Annotated in this window: 16 protein-coding genes; 7 read left to right on the top strand and 9 right to left on the bottom strand. The window is 73.9% G+C overall.

Annotated elements, in window-relative coordinates; translation table 11 throughout:
* Positions 1-21: 21 nt before the first annotated feature.
* From AC1DT4_RS03435 to AC1DT4_RS03425, 3 genes are read right to left on the bottom strand one after another with little or no spacing between them, the layout of a single operon-like run.
* Positions 22-387 (bottom strand): hypothetical protein, encoded by a 366-nt coding sequence (locus AC1DT4_RS03435; RefSeq protein ID WP_477088363.1) that lies wholly within the window; start codon positions 385-387, stop codon positions 22-24.
* Between the two features lie 11 nt (positions 388-398).
* Positions 399-1385: a TIGR03557 family F420-dependent LLM class oxidoreductase gene (locus AC1DT4_RS03430; RefSeq protein ID WP_477088362.1), complete on the bottom strand. Its 987-nt coding sequence runs from the start codon at positions 1383-1385 to the stop codon at positions 399-401.
* Between the two features lie 38 nt (positions 1386-1423).
* Positions 1424-2536, bottom strand: a complete 1113-nt coding sequence (locus tag AC1DT4_RS03425) for a Gfo/Idh/MocA family protein (protein ID WP_477088361.1) — start codon at positions 2534-2536, stop codon at positions 1424-1426.
* An 86-nt stretch (positions 2537-2622) separates the two neighbouring features.
* On the opposite strand from AC1DT4_RS03425, the gene AC1DT4_RS03420 reads away from it, so the two are divergent.
* Positions 2623-3162, top strand: coding sequence for a GNAT family N-acetyltransferase (locus AC1DT4_RS03420; RefSeq protein ID WP_477088360.1), 540 nt, complete (start codon positions 2623-2625; stop codon positions 3160-3162).
* Here AC1DT4_RS03420 and AC1DT4_RS03415 read toward each other — a convergent pair.
* Positions 3149-4795: an ABC-F family ATP-binding cassette domain-containing protein gene (locus AC1DT4_RS03415; protein WP_477088359.1), complete on the bottom strand. Its 1647-nt coding sequence runs from the start codon at positions 4793-4795 to the stop codon at positions 3149-3151. The genes AC1DT4_RS03420 and AC1DT4_RS03415 overlap by 14 nt on opposite strands.
* 92 nt (positions 4796-4887) lie before the next feature.
* Entirely contained in the window at positions 4888-5739 is an 852-nt protein-coding gene (locus AC1DT4_RS03410; RefSeq protein WP_477088358.1) for an SDR family oxidoreductase, read from the bottom strand.
* A gap of 106 nt (positions 5740-5845) precedes the next feature.
* On the opposite strand from AC1DT4_RS03410, the gene AC1DT4_RS03405 reads away from it, so the two are divergent.
* The 4 genes from AC1DT4_RS03405 (at position 5846) to AC1DT4_RS03390 (ending at position 13388) form a co-directional block, all read left to right on the top strand.
* Positions 5846-6226, top strand: coding sequence for a winged helix-turn-helix transcriptional regulator (locus tag AC1DT4_RS03405; RefSeq protein WP_477088357.1), 381 nt, complete (start codon positions 5846-5848; stop codon positions 6224-6226).
* 72 nt (positions 6227-6298) lie between these two features.
* On the top strand, positions 6299-6937 hold the full coding sequence (locus AC1DT4_RS03400; RefSeq protein WP_477088356.1) for a Pr6Pr family membrane protein: 639 nt from the start codon (positions 6299-6301) through the stop codon (positions 6935-6937).
* Positions 6938-7020: 83 nt separating this feature from the next.
* Complete coding sequence (locus AC1DT4_RS03395) at positions 7021-9765, top strand: helicase-related protein (protein ID WP_477088355.1); 2745 nt, start codon at positions 7021-7023, stop codon at positions 9763-9765.
* 137 nt (positions 9766-9902) lie between these two features.
* On the top strand, positions 9903-13388 hold the full coding sequence (locus tag AC1DT4_RS03390) for a TM0106 family RecB-like putative nuclease (protein WP_477088354.1): 3486 nt from the start codon (positions 9903-9905) through the stop codon (positions 13386-13388).
* Between the two features lie 13 nt (positions 13389-13401).
* Here AC1DT4_RS03390 and AC1DT4_RS03385 read toward each other — a convergent pair whose 3' ends face one another.
* Genes AC1DT4_RS03385 through AC1DT4_RS03370 form a run of 4 tightly spaced genes read right to left on the bottom strand, consistent with a single transcriptional unit; the run spans position 13402 to position 22820 of the window.
* Entirely contained in the window at positions 13402-16344 is a 2943-nt protein-coding gene (locus tag AC1DT4_RS03385) for a hypothetical protein (protein WP_477088353.1), read from the bottom strand.
* A gap of 1 nt (position 16345) precedes the next feature.
* On the bottom strand, positions 16346-19669 hold the full coding sequence (locus AC1DT4_RS03380) for a tubulin-like doman-containing protein (RefSeq protein ID WP_477088352.1): 3324 nt from the start codon (positions 19667-19669) through the stop codon (positions 16346-16348).
* 32 nt (positions 19670-19701) lie between these two features.
* A complete protein-coding gene (locus tag AC1DT4_RS03375) occupies positions 19702-22485 on the bottom strand; it encodes a VWA domain-containing protein (protein ID WP_477088351.1) in 2784 nt (927 codons plus the stop codon).
* On the bottom strand, positions 22482-22820 hold the full coding sequence (locus tag AC1DT4_RS03370) for a hypothetical protein (protein ID WP_477088350.1): 339 nt from the start codon (positions 22818-22820) through the stop codon (positions 22482-22484). The genes AC1DT4_RS03375 and AC1DT4_RS03370 overlap by 4 nt, the downstream gene beginning before the upstream one ends.
* A gap of 321 nt (positions 22821-23141) precedes the next feature.
* On the opposite strand from AC1DT4_RS03370, the gene AC1DT4_RS03365 reads away from it, so the two are divergent.
* Together AC1DT4_RS03365 and AC1DT4_RS03360 are read left to right on the top strand one after the other, a co-directional pair.
* On the top strand, positions 23142-24164 hold the full coding sequence (locus AC1DT4_RS03365) for a TIGR03885 family FMN-dependent LLM class oxidoreductase (protein WP_477088349.1): 1023 nt from the start codon (positions 23142-23144) through the stop codon (positions 24162-24164).
* A 51-nt stretch (positions 24165-24215) separates the two neighbouring features.
* The gene (locus AC1DT4_RS03360) at positions 24216-25898 is read left to right on the top strand and encodes an alpha-amylase family protein (protein WP_477088348.1); all 1683 of its coding nucleotides are present in this window, start codon (positions 24216-24218) and stop codon (positions 25896-25898) included.
* Positions 25899-26003 lie beyond the last annotated feature (105 nt).

Genomic DNA, 26003 nt, shown 5'->3' with positions numbered 1-26003 from the left:
CTCGCGGTCGGCCCGCGCCGCTCAGCCCTCCCAGGGCGCGGTCTCGTCGAGCTTCTTGTAGTACTTCGCCAGGTGGCTCCTGATGCGATCGCGGTCCTTGTCCGGGACGTCGACGCCGCCGCGGGAGCCCTGCATCACCGCGGCGGCCGCGAAGACCCCGCGGGGGACGGCTTTGAGCCGGCCGTCGATGACGTCGGCGATGAGCAGCTTGTACGCGGTGAAGTTCTCCTTGGCGTCGGCGTCGTACCAGACGTGCGCGTCGCGGTACTTCTCATTGGGCTCGTCCTCGGCCTTGGCCCAGGCGCGGACCCTCTTCTCGGCGGCGTCACCGTCCCACTCGCGGTCGCGGTCGGCCAGGGGGAGGTCGCCGAATGCGGTCACAGCCATGTCGATTCCTCTCAGTCGGTGGGTGCGGCGGCGCGGAGCTTCTCGAGCAGCGGCCCGGCCGCCGTCGAGAGGAACTCGTCCTGCCCCTCGTCGCCGATCTGCACGAGCGCGATGTCGGTGAACCCGGCCTTCCAGTACGCGGACACCGCCTCGACCACGGCGTCCAGGTCCGGGCCGCACGGGATCTGCTCGGCGACGTCGTCGGGACGCACGAACTGGCTGGCGGCGTCGAACGCCTCGGTGGTCGGCAGGTCGGCGTTGACCTTCCAGCCGCCGGCGAACCAGCGGAACTGCTGGTGCGCCCTGGCGACGGCGACCTCGCGGTCCGGGTCCCAGCTGATCGGGATCTGGCCGATCTTCCGCGACTCGGGCAGGGCATGCCCGCGGGCGTCGTCCCACGCGCGGACGGCGTCGGAGTCGGGCTCGACGGCGACGAGGTGGTCGACCAGGGTGGCGAACCGCGCGATCGAGTCCGGTCCCGAGACTGCCGCGCCGAGCTGGATCGGCTCGCCGGGCAGGTCCCAGACCTTCGCGGAGTCGACCTGGAAGAAGTCGCCGGCGTAGTTCACGCGGTCGCCGGTGAGCAGCGCGCGGATGATCTCGACGGCCTCCTCGAGCATGTCGTGCCGCTCGCCGACGGCCGGCCAGCGTTCGCCGACCACGTGCTCGTTGAGGTTCTCCCCCGCGCCGACGTTGAGCTGGAACCGACCGTCGGAGAGCACCCCGAGCGTCGCGGCCTTCTGCGCGACGACGGCTGGGTGGTACCGGACGGTGGGGCAGGTCACGTAGGTCATGAGCTCGACGCGCTCGGTCGCCTGGGCGACCGCGCCCAGGAGGGTCCACGCGTACGGGGCATGACCCTGCTCGTCGAGCCAGGGGAAGTAGTGGTCGCTGGACACCTCGAAGTCGAACCCGAGGCGCTCAGCGGCGACGGAGTAGCGGACCAGGTCCTTCGGTCCGGACTGCTCGGTCATGAGGGTGTAGCCGAAACGCGTCACCGATCGACGGTCGCACCCGTCGCGCGACCCCGCATCCGCTAGGCGTCCGCCCAGGCCTCCCGCTCGGTGCGGACCTCGACACCCGTGCGGCCGGCCTCCTCGATCGCCAGGCCCAGCAGGTGGTCCTGGCAGCCGTCCGCCAGCGGGTACGGCGCCGGTCCGTCGCCGCGCACCCACGCGCCGGTCGCGTCGAGCAGCGAGGCCACCGCGATGTCGTCGTCGGCCAGCCGGGCACCCTGGAACGGGTTCCGGTAGAGCACGCGGCCGTCCAGGCTCAGGTGCTCGAGGTCGAAGCCGTCGAGGTTCTGCTCGAGCCCGGCGACGCGCCGCACGATCGGCGAGCTGAGGACGGTGCGCTCGTCGACCCAGCGCGTGACGGTGTCGTCGACGATCTCGCCGTGCGAACCACGGATGACGATCCGGTTGGTGCGCAGCGGGTTGTGCCACTGGTTGTCGGTGAAGTCGTACAGCGCGCTGCGACCGTCGCCGAAGTCGAGCGTCGCGAGGATGTTCCAGGCGTCGACCGGCTCGGTGGCCCCGGTCCAGCCGTCGCGGGCGAGGGGGGCGAGGAGGGGCGCGGTGAAAACCGAGGCCTTGACGGCGACCTCGCCGCGGCCCGCGTCAAGCAGCCGGCGGATGAGGCCGACCGCGTGGTACAGATGCGTGGAGCTGATCTGTACGCTCGTCGGCCTCCCGATCAGCCCGCTCTCCACCGCGGCGATCCGCGCCGCGTGCGAGGGCATCGCGGGGCTGTGCTCCGCCACCTGCACGAGCCCCGACGACCCCGCCTCGGCCCACAGCTCGCGCAGCCCCTCGACATCCGGCGCGGGCGGCGTCTCGGCGAGCACCGGGATCCCGAGCGACACCAGCTCGACGGTCGCCTCGGGCGTGACGGGCCACGGCACGGAGACGACGACGAACTCCGGCCGGTCGGTGCCGCCGCCGGGGACGGCACCCGTGACCAGCTCCTCGATCGTCCGCACGGTCGGCACGCCCCATGCCCGCTCGACCTCCGCGCCGCGCTCCGCCGACCGCGTGACCACGCCGGTGACCTGGAAGCGGTCCGGCATCAGGCGGGCCATCCGGACGAAGAACTCCGCCCGCCACCCGCTGCCGACCACGCCGAACCGGATGGGTGCCTGCTGAGCCATGTGCCGTCCTTCGAGGTCGCGGAGCCGTGCTCCCCGCAGTCAACCCGACTTCGGGCCCGTCCACGAGATCTGGTCTGATGGCGCGCATGAACGAGACGCCCACCGCAGTCGCCCTCCGGCCCGTCGAGGCCCCCGACCTCGACCGCTTCGACGCCGCATTCGGGTCGGCCGCCGGCGCGAGCGAGTTCCAGTGGTTCGGGTTCACCAGCTCGGCCGGGCTCCGGGCGGCGTTCGCGGCACGCGGCTTGCTGGGCGGCGACGCGAACATGCTGTCGGTCGTCGCGGACGGCGAGCTGGTCGGGCGCGTCGAGTGGCTCGAGCGCCGGTGGGGGCGCCGGGACACCTCGCTGTGCTGGGAGATCGCCGTCGGGCTCTTCGCCGAGTCGCGCTCCCGCGGCATCGGCACGGAGGCGCAGCGCCAGCTCGTCGACGACCTGTTCGCGCACACCCGCGTGGAGCGTCTGCAGGCGACGACCGACCCGCAGAACACCGCCGAGATCACCTGCCTGCGCCGCATCGGCTTCCAGCTCGAGGGCACCGTCCGCCGCGCGCAGTGGCGGGGAGGCGCGTGGCACGACCAGCTGCTGTTCTCGCTGCTGCGCGACGAGCGCCTCAGTCCGGCGTGACCTCGGTGACCTGACCGTCCTCGACGTGCCACCGACGCGTCAGCCGCACCGTCTCCAGCATCCGGCGGTCGTGCGTGACCAGGAGGATCGTGCCGTCGAACGAGTCGAGCGCGGACTCCAGCTGCTCGATCGCGGGCAGGTCGAGGTGGTTGGTGGGCTCGTCGAGGACCAGCAGGTTGACTCCCCTGGCCTGCAGGAGCGCGAGCGCGGCGCGCGTCCTCTCGCCGGGCGACTGGGACGCCGCCGGGCGATGGATGTGGTGCCCGCCGAGCCCGAACTTGGCCAGCAGGGTGCGGACGTCGGCGGTGGGCCAGTCGGGGACCTCGCGCGCGAAGGCGTCGACCAGCGGCTCGTCGCCCTCGAACGCTTGCCGGGCCTGGTCGACCTCGCCGACGAGCACGCCGGAGCCCAGGTCGACCGCGCCCGAGGTCGGCAGCAGCCGGCCGAGCAGGAGCGCCAGCAGCGTCGACTTCCCCGACCCGTTGGGGCCGGTGACCGCGACGCGGTCCTTCCAGTCGAGCTGCAGGTCGACCGGGCCGAGCGTGAAGCCGCCGCGCGTCACGACCGCGTGCCGGGCGACCGCGACCACGGCGCCCGAGCGGCCCGCGGCGGCGATCGACATCTGGAGCTGCCACTCCTTGCGGGGCTCGTCGACGACGTCGAGCCGCGCGATCATCTTGTCGGTCTGCCGTGCCTTGGCCGCCTGCTTCTCCGACGTCTCGCCGCGGTGGTGCTTGACGTGCTTGTCGTTGTCGGTCGCCTTGCGCCGGGCGTTGCGCACGCCCTTCTCCATCCACGCTCGCTGCATGCGGGCGCGGGCGTTGAGGGCGTCGAGCCGCGACGCGTACCCCTCGTAGGCCTCGCGGGCCCGACGCCGGGCGATCGAGCGCTCCTCCAGGTACGAGTCGTAGCTGCCGCCGTAGGTGGAGACCCGCTGCAGGCTGCGGTCGATCTCGACCACCGCGGTGACCGTACGGCTGAGGAACTCGCGGTCGTGGCTCACGACGACGATCGCGGCCTCCGACCGGTCGACGAACTCCTCGAGCCGGTCCAGGCCCGCCGCGTCGAGGTCGTTGGTCGGCTCGTCGAGCAGGTAGAGGTCGTAGCGCGAGAGCAGCAGCGCCGCGAGGCCGACGCGTGCGGCCTGGCCCCCCGACAGCGCGGTCATCGGGTGGTCCAGGTCGACCGTCAGCCCGAGGTCGTCGGCCACCGTGCCGAGCCTGGCCTCGAGGTCGGCGCCGCCGAGCGCGAGCCAGCGCTCGAGCGCCTCGGAGAAGGCGTCGTCGGCGCCGTCCTCGCCGGCGCCCAGCGCCTCCGCGGCCGCGTCCATGGCCACCTGCGCCGGCGCGACGCCCGTGCGGCGCCCGAGGTGCTCGCGCACCGACTCGCCGTCGGCGCGCTCGATCTCCTGCGCGAGGAACCCCAGCTGCGCGTGCGCCGGCGAGACCGCGACGCTGCCGCTGTCGGGCTGGCGCAGGCCACCGAGGATCCGCAGCAGCGTCGACTTCCCGGCGCCGTTGGGGCCGACCAGCCCGATCACGTCGCCGGGCGCGACGACGAGGTCGACCCCGGAGAACAGCTCGCGATCGCCGAAGCCGGCCCCGACTCCCTTGGCCTGCACGGTGGCGGTCATGCGGTCATTCTCCTTCGGCTGAGCACCGCCGATCACCGGCGGACCCAGAGAAGGTACGTGGCCTGGCCGCACGACCGCCTCGTGATTGCGGGCTACTGCCCGAGCGCCGCGCGCAGCCCGTCGACCAGCGGGGTGGTCGGGCGGCCGATGAGCGTGCGCAGGTCGGCGGTCGCGTCCGCGAGGTCGCCACGGCGGATGTCGGCGTCGAGGGTCGCGACGAAGCCGGCGGTCCCCTCGTCGAGACCCGCGTCGACCAGGATCGCCCGGTGCTCGTCGAACGAGACCTGCTTGTTGATCACGGGCACGCCGAGGACGGTCGACAGGGCGTCCGCGAGCTCGTCGAACGTCCAGGCGACGTCGCCGCTCAGCTCGTAGACCTGGCCCTCATGACCCTCGCCGAGCACGACGGCCGCCGCGCCCGCCGCGTAGTCGTCGCGCGACGCGCTGGCCACGCGGCCGTCGCCGGTGCTCGAGAGCAGGACGCCCGTGGTCCGCGCCTGTTCGAGCGCACCGACGTAGTTCTCCGTGTACCAGTTGTTGCGCAGGATGGTCCACGCCAGCCCGGACGCCTTCACCAGCTCCTCGGTGGCCTTGTGGTCGGGCGCGAGGACGAGGGCCGTCGTGTCCGCGTGGGGCGCGCTCGTGTAGACGAGGCGACGGACGCCGGCGGCCGTCGCGGCGTCGACGACGTTGGCGTGCTGGGCCACCCGCTGCCCGGGCTCGCTCCCGGAGACCAGGACGACGGTCTCGGCGCCCGCGAAGGCCGCCTCGAGCGCGTCCGGGTCGCCGTAGTCGGCGGCGGCCGTGCGGACGCCCAGGTCCGCGAGGTTCTCGGTGCGGCGGCCGGTCGCGACGACCTGGTCGGCGGGCAGCCCGCCGGCGAGCAGGTTCTGGACGACGAGGCGGCCGAGGTGGCCGGTGGCACCGGTGACGACGACGGACATGGGTGGTTCCTCTCGAAGACGTTCGCGTGCTTGTCGTACGCCGCAACGAGGCCTCCCTCCAGTACCTTCCCGTCCGTGGGTACCCACTTCGGCGTAAGGTACGCACGTGACAGTGAGCAACGAGGTCAGCGCCCTGGAGCGCCTGATGACTGACGGAGTCCTGCCCGCGGGGTGCCCGTCGCGGATCGTCCTCGACCACGTGACCAGCAAGTGGGGCGTCCTGCTCCTCGTCACGCTGTCCGAGCGGACGATGCGCTGGGGCGAGCTGCGCCGGATCGTCGAAGGCATCAGCGAGAAGATGCTCGCCCAGACCCTGCGGACGCTCGAGGCCGACGGCATCGTGCACCGCGAGGTCACGCCGAGCATCCCCCCACGCGTCGACTACTCCCTGACGCCGCGGGGCTCCGAGCTGGTCGCCCGGCTGCTTCCGCTCATGGAGTGGATCGTCGACAACGCCGACGAGATCGTGGCGCCCGCCCCCGCCTGACGCGTGTGGCCGGGCCCGCGAGCCCGTGCCACGGTGGAGGAGTCAGCACCACGGCCGGTCAGGGGGCCCGTCATGGACGTCGTCGTCGCGCTGTTCCGGTTCGCCGTCGCCACCCTCGCGCTCATCGGGACCCAGGAGATCTGGCTGCACGGGCAGCTCGACGGGTTGCTCTACTTCACCAACCAGGCGGGGCTCCTGCTGGCGGTCGTGATGATCTGGGGCGGCATCGCGTCGCTGCGCCGGACCACCCAGCCGCCGGGCTGGTTCAAGGGCGGCGTGACGCTCTTCCTGCTGATCACCGGGCTCGTCGCGGCCGTCGTGCTGACGCCCGAGGCAGCCGACGCGCCCCACGTGGCCGTCGGGCTCACCTCCGGGCAGATCGAGCACCAGATCGACCCGGTCGCGGCCCTCCTCGACTTCCTCCTGTTCGACGCCCACCGACGGATGCGGCCCCGGTTCACCCTTTACTGGCTGGGGTACCTGCTGGCGTACGTCGCGCTGGTCACCGTTCGCGGGCTGCTCTGGCCCGACCTGGAGTACCCGTACGGCTTCATCGACCGCGCCGCGCTCGGGTGGGGCGGGCTCGCGCTGAACGTGCTGCTCTACGGCGCAGGGTTCTGGGTCCTCGGGCTGCTGATCGTCGGTCTCGACCGGGTGCTGCCCGCGCACGCGCTCGTGGGGAGCGCCGGACGAGTTCGCGCCCGCGACTGAACTCCGGCGGTGCCGATGCCGACAACAGTGGTGGGCGCGGCTGCGCGTCCACGTCCGTGCCGGTCGAGACCAGGAGGGCTGCCGTGCCCACGCCGAGCGAGGTGCTGTACGCCGCCCTCGGCGCGCGACCGCAGCAGACGGTCGGCGAGCTCGTCGAGGCTCTCGCCCGTTCCGGGCACCACGGGTTCGGACCGGCCGAGGTCGAGCAGCTCCTGCAGCGCGACCCGCGGCTCCGCCACGACGGCGACACCCCGCCGCGCTGGCGGGCCCTGGGCGCCGGGCACCCCGCGACCCTCCTCGAGATCCCCGCCCCGCACCGGCCCATGATGCCCGTGCTCGCGCCGGCCGCATCGTTCGGCGAGCGGGCTCCGGCACGCGCCCCCGAGCTGCCGAGCACGCCCGGCGGCATCCTGCCCGCCGCCGCCTTCGGGCGCCGACCGTCCGTGCGGCTCCAGGAGCGCCCGGCGTCGGCTCCGACCCCCGTCCCGGTGCCGATCGCTCAGCAGGTCGCTCAGGTCGCTCAGCAGGTCGCGGTGCCCGTCGCTCAGTCCGCAGCACCGGTCAACGCGCCGGCAGCGGCGTCACCGGGCCTTCCCGTGCGCATTCCGGTCATCCCCCGGGCCGCAGCGCCCGCCGCGCCCGTGTCACCGGTCCCCCCATCCGCGGCGCGCGTCGCGACTCCGCCGACGTGGGTGCCGAACGGCGCCACGTCCGTGGTGACAGCCCCGCCCGTGTGGGTGCCCGACGACGCACCCGTCCCGGTCTCCCCGGCGTCCGCGCCGGTCATCGCCGCCCGCGTGCCGAGTGCACCTGCCGGAACTGTCACCGCCACTGGCGAACGCGGCGCCGAGGTCACTGTCACGGTCGCAGCCAACGCGGCTCGCCCCGCCGCTGCGACACCCGCCGTCGCTCCGGTCGCGGCTCGGGCAGTCGCGGCTGCACCCGCTGCCGCTCCTGCGACGGCGTCCCCGACTGTCCGGCACGCGCCGCCGGCCGCTGCACCTGCGGCCGCTCCGCGACTCGCGCAGCCCGCAGCTGAGCCGGCTCCGGTCGCCCCCGCGCCGAGAGTCGTCATCGATCCGGCGACGCGGCTCGTCGTGCCGCCGTCGAGCGACCGCCCGACACCGCCGGACGTCGCACCGAACACCCCGACGCTGACGACACCGCTGCCGAACGACGAAGCCGCGATCGTCGTCCCGAACGTCTCGGACCTCGCTCCGGTCGAGGTCGCCCCGTCGATCCCTCTCGCGGTTCGCGCCACGGCCGAGGCGACCATCGCGCCGACGGCCCAGTCCGTTGTCGAGACGCGCCCGGCTGCCACCATCGAGACGCGCCCCCGCGCGGCCGTCCCGCCCGCCACCGTGGTCCGGACGACGCCCTCCCGCGTCATCGTCGACGCGGCCCCCGCTGCGGCCGTCGTCGCGACCAGCACGCACGCCGCCGAGATCGTCCCGCCGGTCGTCGCCACCCCCGCCCCCGCCCCGGCGGCGTCCCCCGTGGACCGCGAGCCGCTCGCGCCCGGCGGCGAGGTCCGCTACGTGGGCCCGCAGCTGCGCCGGTGGCAGAAGGACGTGCTCGACGCGTGGCTGGCCACGGACCGGCGCGGGATCGTCGAGGCGGTCAGCGCGGAGGGCCGCGGGGTCGTCGGCGTGCTCGCGGCGTGGGACGCGCTTACCCGCGGCGAGAAGGTCCTCGTGCTCGTGCCGACGACGGACCTGATGGAGCAGTGGTTCAGCACGCTCGAGATCCAGCTGCCGGGCCTGTCGCTCGGGCGGCGCGGGGACGGGTGGGCGCACACGTTCGACGAGTGCGACGTGCTGGTCTCGCTGGTCAGCGCCGCGTTCGGGCACGACCTGCTCGAGGATCGCTCGGGCCTGCTGATCGCCGACGAGGTCCACAAGTACGGGTCCGCGCGGCCGGCGGAGACGCTGCGTGCCGGGTTCGGGGCGCGGCTGGGCCTGACGTCGTCGATCGAGCGCCTGGACGCGGGGGCCGACGAGATCCTGCGGCCCTACTTCGGCACCGTGCTCGACGGCTGCGACCTGCGCCGAGGCCGCAAGGAGGGGGTGCTCGCGCGCTTCCGGGTGGCGTTCGTGCCCGTCGACCTGGGCCCGGCCGAGCAGGCCGAGCACGACGCGCTGTCGGCGCAGATCGACGAGCTCTCGGCACGGCTCACCCTGGCGCACGGGTGCCGGCCGGCCACGTTCCTCGACGACGTCCTGGCACTGCAGGGCGGCTGGCAGGCGAACAGCACCGCCGCCACCGACGCCAGCGCGTACCTGCGCGCGGTGAGCACGCGTCGGGACCTGCTCGCCACGTCGTCGGCCAAGCTCGACGCCCTCGCCCGCCTCGCGCCGACCGTCGCCCGGTCCACGCACAGCGTCGTGTTCACGCACACCAAGGACGACGCCGAGTCCGCCGCCACCCGGCTCCGGACCGCCGGTGTCGCCACCGACGTCGTGCACCACGGCCTCGAGACCCGGCGATCGAGCCTGCGCTCGTTCCGGGACGGCAGCCTCAAGGCCCTGACCGCTCCGAAGCTCCTCGACGAGGGCCTCGACCTGCCGACCGTCGACGTGGTCGTCGTGCTCGCCGCCAGCCGGTCGGCGCGCCAGTGCGTCCAGCGGATGAGCCCGATCCTGCGGCCGACACAGGCCGACCGGCTGCCGGCCGCGGTCGTCGTCTACGCCCGCGGGACCCTCGAGGACCCGGCCGAGGGCACCGGCGAGGGACACCTGGACGACCTCGTCGAGGTCGCCACCGAGGCGCGCACCTTCGACGTCAGCACGTCCGGTGCCTCCATCGCCGCCTGGTTCGTCGGCGCCTAGGTCAGACGCCCGCCGCGCACCAGCGGAAGACGGTCGTGAGGATGCCGGCCACCCCGTCGACCACCCGGACCGAGCTCACTGCGCGGGCGTCGGCCCGGTGAGGTCGACGTGTCCGCCGCGGGATCTACTCTCGCGGCATGTTCCTTCTCGACGACGGCGGCCTGGTGCTCTCGCCGAGCGACCTGGCCAACGCCGCCGCCTGCGAGTTCGCCGTGCTGCGCCACCTCGACGGCCGGCTCGGGCTCGCGGAGCCCGCGACGATCGCCGCCGACGCCATGCTCGAGCGGGTCTCCGCCCTGGGCACCGCGCACGAGAACCGGGTCCTGCAGGCGTACCGGGAGCAGCACCGCGTCGTCACGATCGCCCGGCCGCGGTACGGCGAGCTCGCCGAGCGGGAGGCGTTGCAGCAGGTGCACGCGGCGACGCTCGCGGCGCTCGGCTCGTCGGACACGGACGTCGTCTACCAGGCCGGGTTCTTCGACGGCCGGTTCACGGGCTGGGCCGACTTCGTGGTGCGGGAGCCGGACGGCTGGTCCGTGCTGGACACCAAGCTCGCGCGGAGCGTGAAGGTCACCGCGCTGCTGCAGCTCGCGGCCTACGCGGACCAGCTCGTCGCGGCGGGGATCCCGACGACGCCCGAGGTGCACCTGGTCCTGGGCGACCGGTCGCTGTCCAGCCATCGGCTCGCGGACCTCCTCCCCCTGTACCGCGAGCGTCGCGCCCGCCTCGAGGACGTCCTCGACGAGCACCGGGCCGCCGGGTCGCCGGTGGGCTGGGGCGATGCCCGGTACCGCGCGTGCGGCCGGTGCGACGTGTGCGCCGCGGAGATCGCGACCCACCGGGACGTGCTCCTGGTCGCCGGCCTGCGGTCCACGCAGCGCGCGCGGCTGGCCGCGGCCGGCATCGGCACCATCGACCAGCTGGCCGCGAGCGCGGGTGACATCACGGGCATCGGCGGGGCCACGCTCGCCACCCTGCGCCGGCAGGCGGCGCTCCAGGTCCGGCAGGAGACCGCGGACGAGCCGCTGGTGTTCGAGCTCGTCGACGAGGGCGCCGTGCACGCCCTGCCCGCGCCCGACCCGGGCGACATCTTCTTCGACTTCGAGGGCGACCCGCTCTGGACGGACGACACCGTGCCGGCCGATCGGCCCGCCGACTGGGGCCTCGAGTACCTGTTCGGCGTGGTCGAGGCGTCGGGGGCGTTCCGACCGTTCTGGGCCCACGACCGCGCGCAGGAGAAGCAGGCGTTCGTCGAGTTCCTGACGTACGTCGCCGACCGCCGCGCCGCGCACCCCGGCATGCACGTCTACCACTACGCCCCGTACGAGCGGACGGCCCTGCTGCGGCTGGCCGGCCGGCACGGCGCCGGCGAGGACGCCGTCGACCAGCTGCTGCGCGACGGCGTCCTGGTCGACCTGTACGCGACCGTCCGACGCGGCCTGCGCGTGGGCAGCGACTCGTACTCGCTGAAGAAGCTCGAGCCGCTGTACATGGGCGCCGAGCACCGCGAGGGGGCGGTGACCACCGCGACGGACTCGATCACCGAGTACGCCGAGGCGTGCACCCTGCGCGACGCCGGGAACCTCGCCGCCTGGCAGGAGCGCCTCGACCAGATCGCCGACTACAACCGGTACGACTGCGTCTCCACCCTGCGGCTCCGCGACTGGTTGCTCGCCCAGGCCGGGGGCGAGCCGTCCGGCGGTGAGCCCCCCGCTCCGGCCGGGCCGAAGGAGGAGGACCCGCTCGTCGCCGAGCTGCTCGACCGCGCGGAGACGCTGCCGGCCGTGGCCGACCGGCAGGCGGTCGAGATGCTGGCCGCGGCCGTCGGGTACCACGCGCGCGAGGCGAAGCCGTTCTGGTGGGCCCACTTCGACCGCCTGCAGGCCGACCCGGCCGAGTGGATGGACCCTCGCGGCACGCTGCTGGTCGAGGGCACGCCGGAGGTCGTCGCGGACTGGAACATCGGCGCCGGCAAGCGGACGTACGCCCGGCTGCTCCGGCTCACGGGGCAGCTCGAGCCCGGCAGCGACCTGCGCGCCGGCGGTACCGCCTGCGCGCTCTACGACCCGCCGCCCGCCTACGCCCAGACGTCCAGCACCGGTCATCGCGGGTGGACCGCGAGCGTCGAGATCCTCGAGGTCTCCACGCGGGGCGCCGCCGACTCCGCGTCCGGCACGCGGGACGTGCTGCTGGTCAGCGAGCGCCTGGCGACGGGCGCGGTCCCGTCGCCGGACCTGCCGATGGCGCTCGCGCCCTCCCCGGGCCCCGGCGTGAAGAGCATCGTCGAGGCGATCCGCGACCTGGCCGGCGGCGTCGCGGCCGGCCTCCCCGCGCTCCCGGCGCTGCCCGTGGTCGACCTGCTCCGCCGGGTCCCGCCGCGCACGCGCAGCGGCCTGCCCCTCTCCCGCCCCGACGAGGAGACGGGCGTCACCGAGGCGATCATCGACGCGGTCCTCGACCTCGACGGCTCCTACCTCGCCGTGCAGGGTCCGCCCGGCACCGGAAAGACCTACACGGGCGGCCACGTCGTCGCCGCGCTCGCCGCGCAGGGCTGGAAGGTCGGGGTGGTCGCGCAGTCGCACGCCGTCGTGGAGAACATGCTGCGGGCGGTCAACGCCGCCGGCCTGGCCGCCGAGCACATCGGCAAGAAGGCCCAGGACGAGCACCCCGATGACGCGGTCTGGCAGTCCCTCCCCGGAGGCAAGCAGGCGATCGCGTTCCACGAGCGGCAGCCTGGCGGCTTCGTCATCGGCGGGACCAAGTGGGACTTCACGACTCGCGACCGCATCCCCGAGGGGGGCTTCGACCTGCTCGTCGTGGACGAGGCCGGGCAGTTCTCCCTGGCCGACACCGTCGCCGTCTCGACGGCCGCGCGGAACCTGGTCCTGCTCGGCGACCCGCAGCAGCTCCCGCAGGTGACCCAGGGCCGCCACCCGGCGCCCGTCGACCGCTCCGCCCTCGGCTGGCTCGCCGACGGCCACGACACCCTCCCCGACGAGCTCGGCTACTTCCTCGACCGGACCTGGCGGATGCACCCCGAGCTGTGCGCGTCCGTGTCGCGGCTCTCCTACGACGACCGCCTGACCGCCGTCCCGCACACCGCCGGCCGGTCCCTCGACGGCGTCGCGCCGGGCCTCCGCGCCGTCGTGGTCGACCACGAGGGCAACGCCGTGTCGTCCCCGGAGGAGGCCGCCGTCGTCGTCGACCTGGTCCGCGACCTCCTCGGCCGGCGCTGGGCCGACCCGCACACCGGCACCGACCGGCCGCTGGCCGGGGCCGACATCCTCGTCGTCGCCCCCTACAACGCCCAGGTGTGGACGGTCCTGCGCGCGCTCGAGACCGCCGGCGTCACGGGCGTCCGGGTGGGCACCGTCGACAAGTTCCAGGGCCAGGAGGCCGCCGTCGTGGTGGTCACCACCTGCGCGTCCTCGGCCGACGAGGTGCCGCGCGGCATGGAGTTCCTGCTCAACCGGAACCGGCTGAACGTCGCCGTGTCGCGCGCGCAGTGGTGTGCCGTGCTGGTGCGCTCCCGCCGCCTGACGGACTATCTGCCGACGAGGCCGGAGCAGCTGGCGGAGCTGGGCGCGTTCATCGGGCTGTGCGGCTCGCCGACAGCGACCTGAACCCGCAGCCCGGTCAGTGCCAGGCGATGTCCTCGAGGTCGGTCTCGACGGCCACCCGGTCCGGGGTCTCCAGCTCGGCCTCGGTCGCGACGGGCTCGGCCGAGAACATCGACAGGTCGTGCGCGGCCGTCCGCCGCGACACGTCCACCCGGACCGCCGTGGGGCCGGCGCAGTCGTGCCACTGCACCCCGCTGTCCTCCCGGATCTCCCCGCGGGCGGACGTCGGCATCCACGCGACCGACCGTTCGACGTAGTGGCGTCGAGCCTGCCGCCCGGACGCGCTGAAGGCATCCGTCGAGAACGTGGTGCTCTCCGTCGCGGTGGCGTGGAAGAACTCCGGCTCGGGCCCGGTCTCGCCGTCGGCGTACTTGCCGATCCGCCCGACCACCCGCGTCGGCAGCTCGAGCTCGCCCTCCCGGACCGCGCGGTGCAGGTCGTGGTGCGCGCGTTCCGTGAGGACCGCGCGGGCGGCGCCCGACGACCAGAACTCCCGCAGTCGCTTGCGCGGGCTGACCGGGCCGTCGAGCGCATCGAGGTCCGCGGCGCGGTACCCCTCGTTCGGCCCGGTCGGCTCCGCCGCCTCGAACGCCTCGTACGCCACGTCGAAGTTCCGCGACGCCCAGCGCACCGGGTAGAGCACGCGGTAGGCCGAGACGAGGGTCGTCATCGGGATCGCGTCCTCCCCGGTCGCCTGCCGAGCGACGCCCATCGCCGCCGGGAGGGCGGCCACGACGTCCTCGGGCAGGTCGTCGAAGCGGCGCTCCGGCGAGGCCCACGGGCGGTGGATCGCCTCGCCGAGGATGCGGACCCAGTCGCGCAGCAGCGTGTCGAGGAGGTCCAGCCTCGCGAGCTCGGTGCCGGCGTACAGCAGCTCGGCGTGGTCGCGGTGGATCCGGGTCAGCTCCCGCTCGACCGCCGACTCGTACGTCAGGACGGCCTTGTAGAACCGGTGGTTCGCCGCCGCGAGCAGGACGACCGCGGCCAGGAGCAGGATGCCGCAGCCGTAGAGCATCGAGGACATCGAGAGGTCGTAGGCGGCGACGGCGTCGGGCCACGACCCGTACCGCAGGTACACGAGGGCTGCGGTGGCGACGAGCCAGATCGGCACGGTCCACAGCCACCAGCGGGTGACGGCCTGCTTCGCGGCCGTGAGCGCCTCGGCGGGCGGGGTGCTGGGCTTGCGGGCGGCGAGCTTGTCGAGCCGGTTCTGCAGGTCGAACCGTCGGTGGGCGACGTCGTCGCCCACCTTCCAGAGCACCGCGCCGGACATCTCCGCGTACCACGCGCCGTACCGCTCGGACTCCTCCGTGAGCGCGGCGACGACGGCGCGGCGCCGGTCCCGCTTGCTCGCGAGCCCCGCGAGCGTGGCGTCGTCGGGTCGTAGGGCCGGCAACGCCTCCTTCGGGGCGGGTTCCGGAGCCGGGTCCTGCGTCGGCGGCTTGGCGCGGGACTTCGCCTTGGCAACCTTCGCGGCCGCCGCGGCGGCGACCCGAGCCTCCTCGCGCGCCTTCTCGGACTCCGCGCGGGCGGTCTGCGCGGCGGCCAGCTCGGTCGCCGCCTTCTCCGCGGCCGCTTTGGCCTTGGTCAGCTTGGCGCCGAGCTCGGTCCGGTACGCACGCATGGCAGTCGGGTCGTCGGCGACCACGACGGCGTCGCCGAGGCCGATCCACTCCGCCCCGGGTGGCACGACGGCGGCCCCGGGCGGGAGCAGCTCGCGGCGACCGGCCTGCCGGGGCTCCGGGAAGTCGTCCAGGTCGCCGCCGTCGACCAGCGCGAGCACCAGCGACCGCGGCCGCGCCCACGTGGCGGGCACGGGGGCGATCGTGCGGGTGGCCTCGAACCGGGTGGTGGCATCGATCCGGGCGCGCTCGCGCTCGAGCAGCCGGCCCGACGCGTTCGCGAGGTCGTCGACCGGCTTGGGACCGAGCGTGACGAGGACGCCGTTCTCCGCGCCCGTGATCGCCTCGGTCGCCCGCGTCTCGACGCGTCCGCGGACGCGGCCGGTCACCCAGCTCCCGACCGCGCCGACCGTGCGGACGTTGAACGCCGCGGCCGTGCGCAGGGCCGACCAGAATCCGCGGTACCGGTCCGGCGGACCGCTCGGGATCCGCTCCTCCGTCGGCGCCCACTCCGGCGACTCGAGGATCGCGGTCGCGGCCTGCGCGGCGATCATGTCCGGGCGCGCCGCCGGTCGAGCCCAGGCCAGCACGGGAGCCGGCCCGGTCGGGTCGAGCCGGTCCGTGTCGAGTGCCTCGGCGACGAGGCGGTCGAGCATGTCCTCGCCGACGACCGTGCGGATCGAGATGCGCGCGACGACGGCATCGGCCTCGCGCGTGCTCGAGTCGGTGGTCAGGGCGTCGAGCACCCCGTCCGGGACCCCCCGCAGGATCCCGCCGACCGCCGCGAGAGCGGCCGCGGCGTGACCGTCGAGGTTGCCCGGGAAGCGCACGAAGACGCTCGCCCGGTCGAGGTCGGGACGGTCCTCCGGCGAGATGACGACGTTGACGTCCCACTGCGGCTGGAAGATCGCCGGGCTAGCCCCGAACGCGCCGCTGACCGGGAGCACGACGACCGACCGGTGCAGCCGGCAGCCGGCCTCGTGGAGGTCGGTCCGGCGCGGGAGGGTCGACTCGATCGCGTCGGCGACCGCGCAGCCCGTGTCCGCGAGCGTCAGGTCGGTCCCGGCGTCGTGCAGCAGCAGGTGCCCGACGACGACGCGCACCAGCTCGAGCCGGAACCGCCCGATGTGCTCGAACAGGTCGACCATGTGCACGCCGCCCGAGTCGACGAACCGGGCCTGCACGGACGGCGGACCCGCCGTGTGGGCGGTCACGTCGTCCGGCGTCACCCAGAGCGACGGTTCCAGGATGCCTGCGCGGGTCCACGACTCGGCGAGCGCGTGGATCGCGGTGTCACGTGCCCCGCCGCCCACGACGAACACGGTCAGGGTGCGCATGTCAGAAGAAGCCCCCGCCCTCGGCCACGGGCTGGAGGGCGCCGACGCTCCGGCGCAGGTCCCCGAGCGACGCGCGGATCTCGCCGCGCAGCTCGTAGGACCCCGGGAAGCCCAGGAGGTCGTTGCCGTCCTCCACGCGCGAGAAGTGCTCGTCGAACTTGGCGCTGAGCGCGTCGATCCGCTGCTCGACCCGCTTGCGCCGCAGCTCCCAGTCGGCGGCGGGGCCGCTCTCGCCGTTCGCATTCCGCCCGTCGAGGATCCACGCGGAGAGCTCGTCCGGCACGTCCTCGCCGCTGCTGCCGAGGGCGCGAAGGCGCTCGTACGGCTTCATCGGCTCGAGGGACTCACTGGTGTTGACGTCGAGCATGGCGAGGCTGACCGATTCCAGCAGCGCGGGCAGCAGGTCCGGGCCGGCCGGCTTCACGCTTGTCAGCGTCGGCCACGGGAACGCCGCCATCCGACCGCCCTTGCCCAGCTCGGCCGGCACGAAGACCCGCGCCCCGGCGTCGCCGACGTCCAGGTGGCCGAGGCAGCCGGCGACGAACCACCCGCGCACCAGCGACCGGAGGACGGCCGGCGAGAAGGGCAGCGCCTCGGAGAGCGGGCGGGACCGACGCCAGCGCCAGAACTCCGCACGCTGGTCCGCCGAGGCGCTGCGCGCACCCCACTCGCTCGCGATCGGGCGCATGAGGCTGTCGAAGACGACGGGCTCGTACGGCTCGCGGTTGACGGTGAAGATGTCGATGAAGGCGCCGTTGCCGTCGCTGAACGACTTCTCCACCACCTCGTTCCACTGGCTGCGCGACTCCAGGAGCGTCCGGAACCGCTCACGCGCGGGCGACTTCTCCGGAAGCGGCACCTCGCTGAAGAGGGTCGTGTAGGAGACCTCGTTCTTGCCGTGCACCTGCACGAGGACCGACGGGTTGATGCTCACCAGCGGCGAGCCGGCGTTGAGCGCCGCGATCAGCTGGCCCTCGAAGCGCTGCAGCCGGGCGGCCAGGTCGGCGGGGCCGACGGAGGCCGGGTCGAGGTAGTCACGCAGGCCCTCGTCCATGTACCGGCCCACCGCGGTCCCGTCGCGGTGCAGCCAGCCGCGCGCCCGGTCGAGCAGGTCGTCGGCCGAGGCGTGCACGGCGAACGACGCCCGGCTCGGCGCCGCCGTCACCGTCCGGTGCAGGAGGTGGTTGCGCGGGACCCAGTCGGCGGTCCGCACCACGAGGTGCTGCACCCGACCCTCGACTTCGTCGGTCCCGAGGAGCACCTGGATGTCGGCCGCCTTACGCGCCTCGCGCGGCTGCTCCATGCCGAGCGTGCGCGACACGAGCGATGCCAGGATGCCCGGGTAGTCGTCCGGCTTCTCCAGCAGGAACTCGTTCGGCGCGGGCCGCAGGCGGATCGGGATGACGTCGCCCTCGGGCCACAGCGCGATGACCGACGGGCGTCCGTCGCCCCGGATGCTGCCCGCCTCGGCCAGCGACTCCAGGCCGTGCTCGACCGCCTGGACGAGCGGCTCGAGGACGTTGTCGACCAGGTCCTGGATCAGCTCGACCGCGAGGTCGCGGATCTCGGCCTCCTGCTCCTCGGCGAACGTCTGGACGGCGCGCTTGACCGCCTCGGCGAGCCGGTCGGTGGTGCGCAGGATGACGGCCGTGTCGGCGTCGTCGAGCGCGCCGCGGATCTGCTGGTCCACGTCCGCCGCCCACCGGCGGCTCGCGCTGGCCTCGCTGCGGAGCTCGTCGCGGACCTGGCCGACCTCGGTGGACAGGCGGCGGAGGAGCTCGACGGTGACCGGCGCGCCGCTGGACGCGATGTAGCGGGCAGCGAGAGCCGTCAGGTCGCGCTGGATGGTGTCGACCCAGCTGCGGGCGGCGTCGGTGCGGGCCGCCAGCTGCGCCGTCTGGAAGTGCGACTGCCGGTCCTTGACCAGGTTGCGGATGTTCCGGCGCACGTCCTCCGCGCGGGCTCCCTTGTCCGGGATGGCTTCCTTCGTCTTGGTCTGGATCTCGACGAAGACGCCCTTGAGGTCGTCGCGCAGGCTCTGCGGGCGCAGGGCGTCGACGATCTGGTTCCGGTCCTTGCCGCGCTCGTCGAGGCCCGAGGCCGCCAGGAACCCGCCGAACACGTCGTCGGCCGTGTCCCGGACCAGCTGCTTCTCGGTCCGGTCGTCGCCGCGCTGCCGCAGCTCCTCGTGCCGGCGCGTGAACCGCTCGACGACGGTGCGCGCGAGGTGCTCGCTCGCATAGTCCCGGAACCGGTCGCGCCCGAGCCCGACGCGAGACGACCCGAGGGCCGCGAAGGGCGTCTCCGTGCCCTGCGTGTGCAGGCCGAGCTTGTCGGGGACCGACTGCGCGGTCGGCGCCCAGTTGCCCTGCGTGTACGTCGAGAGCGAGTCCTGCAGCCGCTCGCTGACCACCCACGCGCCGAGCGAGCGCCCGAGCGCGCGGTAGATGTCGTTCTGGGTCCGGTAGGTCACGTGCTCGTTGCGGGCGCCGACCAGGAACGGGTACCGCGGGCCCAGGCGCTTCGCCGTCCCCAGCTGGACGCCGTACCGGGCGAAGAGCTCGGTCGTGCCCTCCGTGGCCCCGTCCTCGTTCCAGAAGCCGCTCAGGATCTCGGCCAGCGCCGCCAGCGAGTTCGGCCGCACACCGCGCCGGGCCTCCTCGGGCAGGTAGTCGAAGACGTCGGGCGCGTAGAGGATCCCGACGATCTCGCTGGCCCACTTGTCCCCGAGCGCGCGGACCGCGTCGCAGACGTCGATCACGGCGCCGGACCCGCTGCCGCCGGCGATCGAGGAGACGACGACCACGGTCGGCTCGTGGACGACCGGCGACGGGACCCCGCCGAGGGCGGTCGTGACCTGCTGCAGCTCACCGATCACCTCGGCACCCGTGAGCTGGCGGCGGGCACCCTGGAGCGCCTCGCGCAGCCGGTCGAGGCCGGCCACGGTGATGACCCGGCCGAGCGCGCGGTACTGACCGGCGCCCTTGCTCGCGGGGATGTTCACGCGGTTGGGGTCGGGCCGCCAGCCGCCGAGGGCGTCGGCCAGGTGCGCGCTGGCTGTGCTCGTCATCGCGGCGTCGATTGTCCGGTAGTCCACGCCGCTGGCCACGAGTCCCTGGTAGTCGCGGTCGGGCAGCTGCGCGGGCAGGTCCGGGTCGTTGCCGTCCGCGACCGTCGGCACGTCGATGTGCAGGAACTGCCAGGCGCGCGGCAGGCCGCCGGACCAGCCGGCCTGCTGGAGCCGGCGCTCGAGGTCCTCGCGGACGACGCGCAGGGTCTTGCCGCCGGACCCGCCGACACCGACGAGGAGGAACGGACGAAGCATGAGATGTCCTTCGGGTGAGTAGGGCGGAGCTGCTAGTCCCAGAAGTTGACCGAGCTCGGAGGTGCGTCGTCGGCGGCGTCGTCGGCGGCGGGAGAGGGTGTGGCAGGCGGGCTGGACGTGGCGGGGCGCTCGCGCGAGCGTCGGCCCCGGGCGCCCTTGCCGGTCGGCGCGGGAGCCGAGGGTGTGCTCGGACCGAGGTCGTCGGCCCAGTCGGCAGCCGAGACCGGACCCGATGCCACCGACGGAGCGTCGTCATCAGCCCACGCTGCGGGCCGCGCGTCGGCCGCCGGGGGTACCGGAGCCGTCGCCGCGGGCCCTCGCGTCGGGCCGGTGGTCATGCCCGCGGCGCGGATCGCGACGGCGCCGAGGATCGCGTCGACGATCCGGTCCCACGGAGCGTCACGGACCTCGTCGAGCCGGTCCGGCAAGACCGCCGCGACCCCGTCGCGCGAGTCGACGACCATGACCAACCGGCCGCGGATCTCGGTCGCCTCGGGAAGCGGCGGCTCGGCGGCGAGGACGAACCCGACGGTGCCCGGCAGGTCCACCGCGGCGGCCCGGCCGTCCGGGCGCGTGAGCTCGTTCCCGGCGGTCGTGACGACGATCGAGTCCCCGGCCGCGCGCACCACGCCGGTGCCCTGACGCAGCGGGAACCACGGGAAGCGGCGGCGGAACTCGAGGCCGGCCGCGTCGAACCTCCCGAGACGGCCCGTCTTGCCCACCCGCAGCGGCTCGAAGTCGAAGGCCGGGTCCAGCAGCTCGGCGCTCTCGTCGGTCGCGCGCCGCACGCCGGCGGCGCTGACCAGCACGGGCACGGAGGCGACGCGCGCGTCGGTGGTCAGGCGGTAGCGGTCCGCGACGCGCCTCGACGCCTCGGCGGTCAGCCACGCGATGAGCAGGGCGCCCAGCAGGAAGAGGGCGGCGTACCCCCACTGCTTCGCCGCGTCGACCGGCCGCGTCATCGACAGCCCGACCGGCAGGGCGAGCGTGACGTCGTCCCCGCCGTTGGCCGCGGTGAGGGTGATGGGCAACGAGCCGTCGACGCGCCCGTCGGCCGGGTGCTCGGCCGACACCTCGACGGTCACCTCGGCGGTGCCGTTCGCGGGGATGTCCACGCACGGGGCGTCCGGCGTCAGGGTGATCTCGCCCGCGGGCTCCGGTGCCGTGAAGGTGGCGTCCCCGAGGCAGGCGCGTGTGGCGCCGTCCTTGGACCCGGTGAACGTGAGCGTCGCGCTGGTCGTGCCGTCGCCGACGAGGTTGGGCAGGAGCAGGCGGGTCGGCGCGACCGTCGGGTAGGACGTCGGGAGGGCGGTCGGCAGGTCCTCGTGGGAGGTGACAGGACCGAGGGGAATCTCGCTCGGACGGCTCATCCCGCGCGCGGTCGCCTCGACCGCCATGGACGGCGCGGCCCCGTCGGCGGGGATCGCCACGTCGAGCGAGTACGTGCCGTCCCCGTTGTCCTCGACGTCGCCGCTGCGGTCGACTCCGGCCACAGTCACCGCGAGGTCCAGCGAACCGGAGAGCTCGGCGGGCGCCACCGGGCTGCCGTCCTTGTGCTGCGGGGTCACCGTGACGGTGCTGGTCTCGCCGATCGTGAGGCCGCGCTCGGGCCCGGTGATCGCGAGGTCGACGCCCCAGAAGTAGTAGAGGTCGACGAGGGTCGCCGTGTCGCCCATCTGCAGGGTCCACTCCCCGCCCTCGGAGCCGCCCGGCGGGAACGTCACGTCGATCGTCATCAGCCCGTCGCGGTCGCTGACCAGCAGCTGGGCGCCGTCGACGTCGGTGACCGAGCCGTCGAGGGGCACGGTCTCCCCGTCGGGCGCCAGCAGCGTCGGGAGGGCCGCTCCCGGGTCGCGCTCGAGCACCACGCGGAAGCGTCCGATTCCCCGGTCCGCCGGGATGGTGAGCGTGCCGTTCGCGCAGTCCGCGGACGGGCAGTCGACGGACTTCCACGACGTGCCGCCCCCGATGAGCGCCGCGGCCTGCGCGAACAGGCGGCGCATCGCGCCGGCGTCGTCGGCACGCAGGAACGCCCCGCCGGCCGAGGTCGCCGGGATCGGGACCGTCCCGCACGTCTCGGGGCCCCCGGTGCCCTCGGCGATCGCCCGCAACCGGTCCTGGTCCTGCTGGGTCACCGACCCCTCGGTGAAGAGCGCGAGCGCGATGATCGCGATCCGGTCGCCGCGAACGCCGTCGATCTGGCCCTGCGGCGTGCACAGCTCGGTCCGCGCCGCGTCGGTGGCGGGCTCGTTGCCGCCGGTGCCGTCCACGTCGAGCCGACCGTCCGTGAACCACAGGAGGACCTTGCAGCTGGTGCCGTCGAGCGAGGCTGCCTGCACGTCGAGGGAGGACTGCGCGCCGCTCAGGGCTGCGCGGTAGTCCGTGAGGTTCTCCTTGTCGCGGCCGGGCAGGTCGTTGGTCGCCGAGCTCTCGAGGGCGGCGAGCTGTGACCCGTCGACCGTCCCCCACCCGACGAGCTCCTCGTACTGCGCGCCGAACGTCGCCAGGCTCGCCTGCACGTCGAGCGACCCGTTGCTGCCGGCGTGCAGCGAGGCGAGCGAGTCGAGGGCGGTGGCGATGGCCCCCACGCGCTCGTCGTCGGGGTCGGTCTGGCGCAACGACCCGGAAGCGTCCACGACGATCGCCGCGAGCAGGTGGTCGGCGTTCGCCGCACAGCTCGCGACGTCCGCGAACGCGGAGGCCCCGGCGTCGCTGAGGTCGGACGCGGCGGTCGCCGGCGGGGCGAGGACCAGCCCCGCGGAGGCAACGACACCGATCGCGGCGAGCGCCGCCAGGGCGCGGCGGACCCGGCTCACTTGGCCAGCTCCGTCGCGAGCAGGAAGGCGTTCACGAGCCCCGCGGCGACCCCGAGCACGAGCGCCGACGTCGCCAGCCGGTCCAGCCACGGCTGCGGCCGGAACCGCGGGTCCGGCCGGCGCCGGCTCCGAATCGCGCGGTACACGCTGGCCACCACGGTGGTCACGACGGCACCGAGCACGTAGCCCGCGACGAGGACGGGCACGGACGGCGGGTCCAGGACGAGGACGCCCACGACCGCGAGGGCCACGGACACCACCGCGACGGCCACGGCCGCGAACGCCGGCCAGGCCGGGGCGCGCACGGCGTCGTGCCGGACCGCGGTGTCGACCACGCGCTCTCCCGTCGCTGTCGTCAGCCGCATCGGGTTCGACGGGGCAATCGTTGAACTCTAGGAACCCGCACCGACAGTGGTCCTGGCCCTACGTCCTGCGCTTCCCCCCGCACCGCTCCCGATCTGCGGCTCATCTGCAGATTGTCACGACCGCCAGCGACAGACAATGCACTCATCCACCCCACAAGCCCCCACGCGGGCCACGAGGCCTTTTCACCCGGTCGGCGTTCACTCGTCCGTGTCGTGGCTCGCCCGCGGCGACGCAGGTCGGCCGCCCGCTCGCCGCGCACGTGCCGGACGGAGCCGGTAGAACCGATCCCCATGACGATCGTGGGCTTCCACAACTCGCACGAGCAGGTCCACCCGGCCGCGCTCCTGGCGGCCACGCAGCGCGCGGAGCAGGCCGGCTTCGACGCCGCGATGTGCTCGGACCACTGGGCGCCGTGGTCGGTCCGGCAGGGCCACTCGGGGTTTGCCTGGACGTGGCTCGGCGCTGCGATGGCTACGACGCAGCTGCCGTTCGGCGTGGTCAACGCGCCGGGCCAGCGCTACCACCCGGCGATCATCGCCCAGGCGGTGGCGTCGCTGGGCGCGATGTTCCCGGGCCGGTTCTGGGTCGCGCTCGGGTCCGGAGAGAACGTCAACGAGCACATCACCGGGACCGGGTGGCCGCCGAAGGCCACGCGCGACGCCCGGCTCCGGGAGTGCGTCGAGGTCATCCGGGCGCTGCTCGACGGCGAGGAGGTCACCCACGACGGCCTGGTGACGGTGGACCGCGCGAAGCTCTGGACGCTTCCCGACGAGAGCCCGCTCCTCATCGGGCCGGCGGTGACCCCCGCGACGGCACGGGCGCACGCGGACTGGGCCGACGGGCTGGTCACGGTGAACCAGAGCCCCGGCGTCCTCCGGCAGGTGGTGCAGGAGTACCGGGATGCCGGCGGCCGCGGCGAGATCGCGTTGCAGGTGCACGTGTCCTGGGCGCCCGACGAGCAGACGGCGATGGCTGTGGCCCGCGAGCAGTGGCGTGGCCAGGTGTTCGGGCCCCCGGTCGCGTGGGACCTGGACACGCCCGAGGCCTTCGACTCGATCGGCGAGCACGTCGACGACGAGACCGTCCGGCGCAGCGTCCTGGTCGACCACGACCCGTCGCGCCTGGCCGACCGTCTGAGCGAGCTGGCCGCGATCGGGTTCGACGCGCTCTACCTGCACCAGGTCGCCACGGACGCGATGCCCGACGACGAGAAGCACGACGACGCCGCGCCGACGCGGACCCCCCGCAGCGCGACGCTGGACGCGTTCGTCGACATGGCGGCCGAGCACCTGCTGCCCCAGCTGCACGGCTGAGCGGGCGTCTCGACGGGCGGCCACCACCGGCAACCGGTAGGAACGGACCCCATGAGGATTCACGACACCGGCGACCTGTGGTGGAAGAACGCCGTCATCTACTGCCTGGACGTCGAGACGTTCATGGACTGGAACGACGACGGCGTGGGCGACCTGCCGGGCCTGGTGCAGCGGATCGACCACCTGGCGGACCTGGGCGTGACCTGCATCTGGCTCATGCCGTTCTACCCGACGCAGGACTACGACGACGGCTACGACATCTCCGACTTCCTCGGGGTGGACCCGCGTCTGGGCGACGTGGGCGACCTGGTCGAGGTGGTGCGGACCGCGCGCGACCGTGGGATCCGGGTGATCGCCGACCTCGTCGTCAACCACACGTCGTGGAAGCACCCGTGGTTCCAGGAGGCCCGCAAGAGCGTCGACAACCCGTACCGCGACTTCTACGTGTGGCGCTCCGACAAGCCGCCGTCGACCAAGGACAAGGTCGTCTTCCCGGACAAGGAGACGGGCATCTGGACCAAGGACGACGCCACGGGTGAGTGGTACCGTCACACGTTCTACCACCAGCAACCCGACCTCAACTCGGCGAACCCGCAGGTCAGGGATGCCATCGCCAAGGTCATCGGGTACTGGGCGGAGCTGGGGCTGAGCGGGTTCCGGGTCGACGCCGTCCCGTTCATGCTGGCCGACGCGGCGAACACGGCCGGCGACGACATCGTCGACAAGCACGACTTCCTCAAGGAGCTCCGCTCGTTCCTGAGCCGACGGGCCGGCGACACGATCCTCATGGGCGAGGTGAACCTGCCGTACGAGGAGCAACGGCGGTACTTCGGCGGCGGGGCGGCCGACAGCGACGAGCTGACGCTCCAGTTCGACTTCATCGGGATGCAGAGCCTGTACCTGGCGCTCTCCCGGCGTGACGCGCGCCCGATCGCCGACGCCCTCGAGCGGCGGCCCGACATCCCGCACGACGCCCAGTGGGCCACGTTCGTGCGCAACCACGACGAGCTCACGCTGGACAAGCTGTCGGACGAGGAGCGCCAGGAGGTGTTCGACGCCCTCGGGCCGGACCCCGACATGCAGCTGTACGGCCGCGGTCTGCGCAGGCGCCTGCCGACGATGCTGGACGGCGACCCGCGCCGCATCCGGATGGTCTACTCGCTGCTGTTCTCGCTCCCCGGCACGCCGGTGCTCTTCTACGGCGAGGAGATCGGCATGGGCGAGAACCTGGCCGCCGAGGGCCGGATGGCCGTGCGCACGCCGATGCAGTGGACGCCCGGGAAGAACGGCGGGTTCTCGCAGGCGTCGAAGGGCAAGCTCTCCGGGCCGGTGACCGAGGGCGGGTACTCGCCGGAGCACGTCAACGTCGCCGACCAGCGCCGGGACCCGGACTCGCTGCTCAACTTCGTGCAGCTGCTGGTCCGCCGCTACCGGGAGAGCCCCGAGCTGGGCTGGACCCCGCGGGCCGAGATCCTCGCGCAGCCCCACCCCGGCGTCCTCGCGCACCGGAGCACGTGGGGCGACGGGTCGACGATCGCCGTGCACAACCTGGCTCCCGACGCGGTCACCGTGCCGCTGCGGTTCGCCGACTGCGACGACACCGTCCGGCTGGTCGACCTGCTGCAGGACGGCTCGTGCACGATCGACGCCCGCGGTCGGACGGAGGTCGACCTCGAGGGCTACGGCTACCGCTGGCTGCGCGTCGTCCGCGACGGCGACCGCCGCCTGATCTGAAGCGATTCGGCCCGCTCACCCACCGGCTCGCTCAGCGCGCTCCCAGGAATCTCGCGTACCGTGCCGAGGTCCGCCGCCTCCCCGGGCGGGACCCGAAACGACGGA

It is taken from the genome of Cellulomonas sp. P4_D11 (assembly GCF_056401915.1).
The sequence above is the reverse complement of the archived record's forward strand: the minus strand, read 5'-3'. Positions and strand labels throughout refer to the sequence as shown.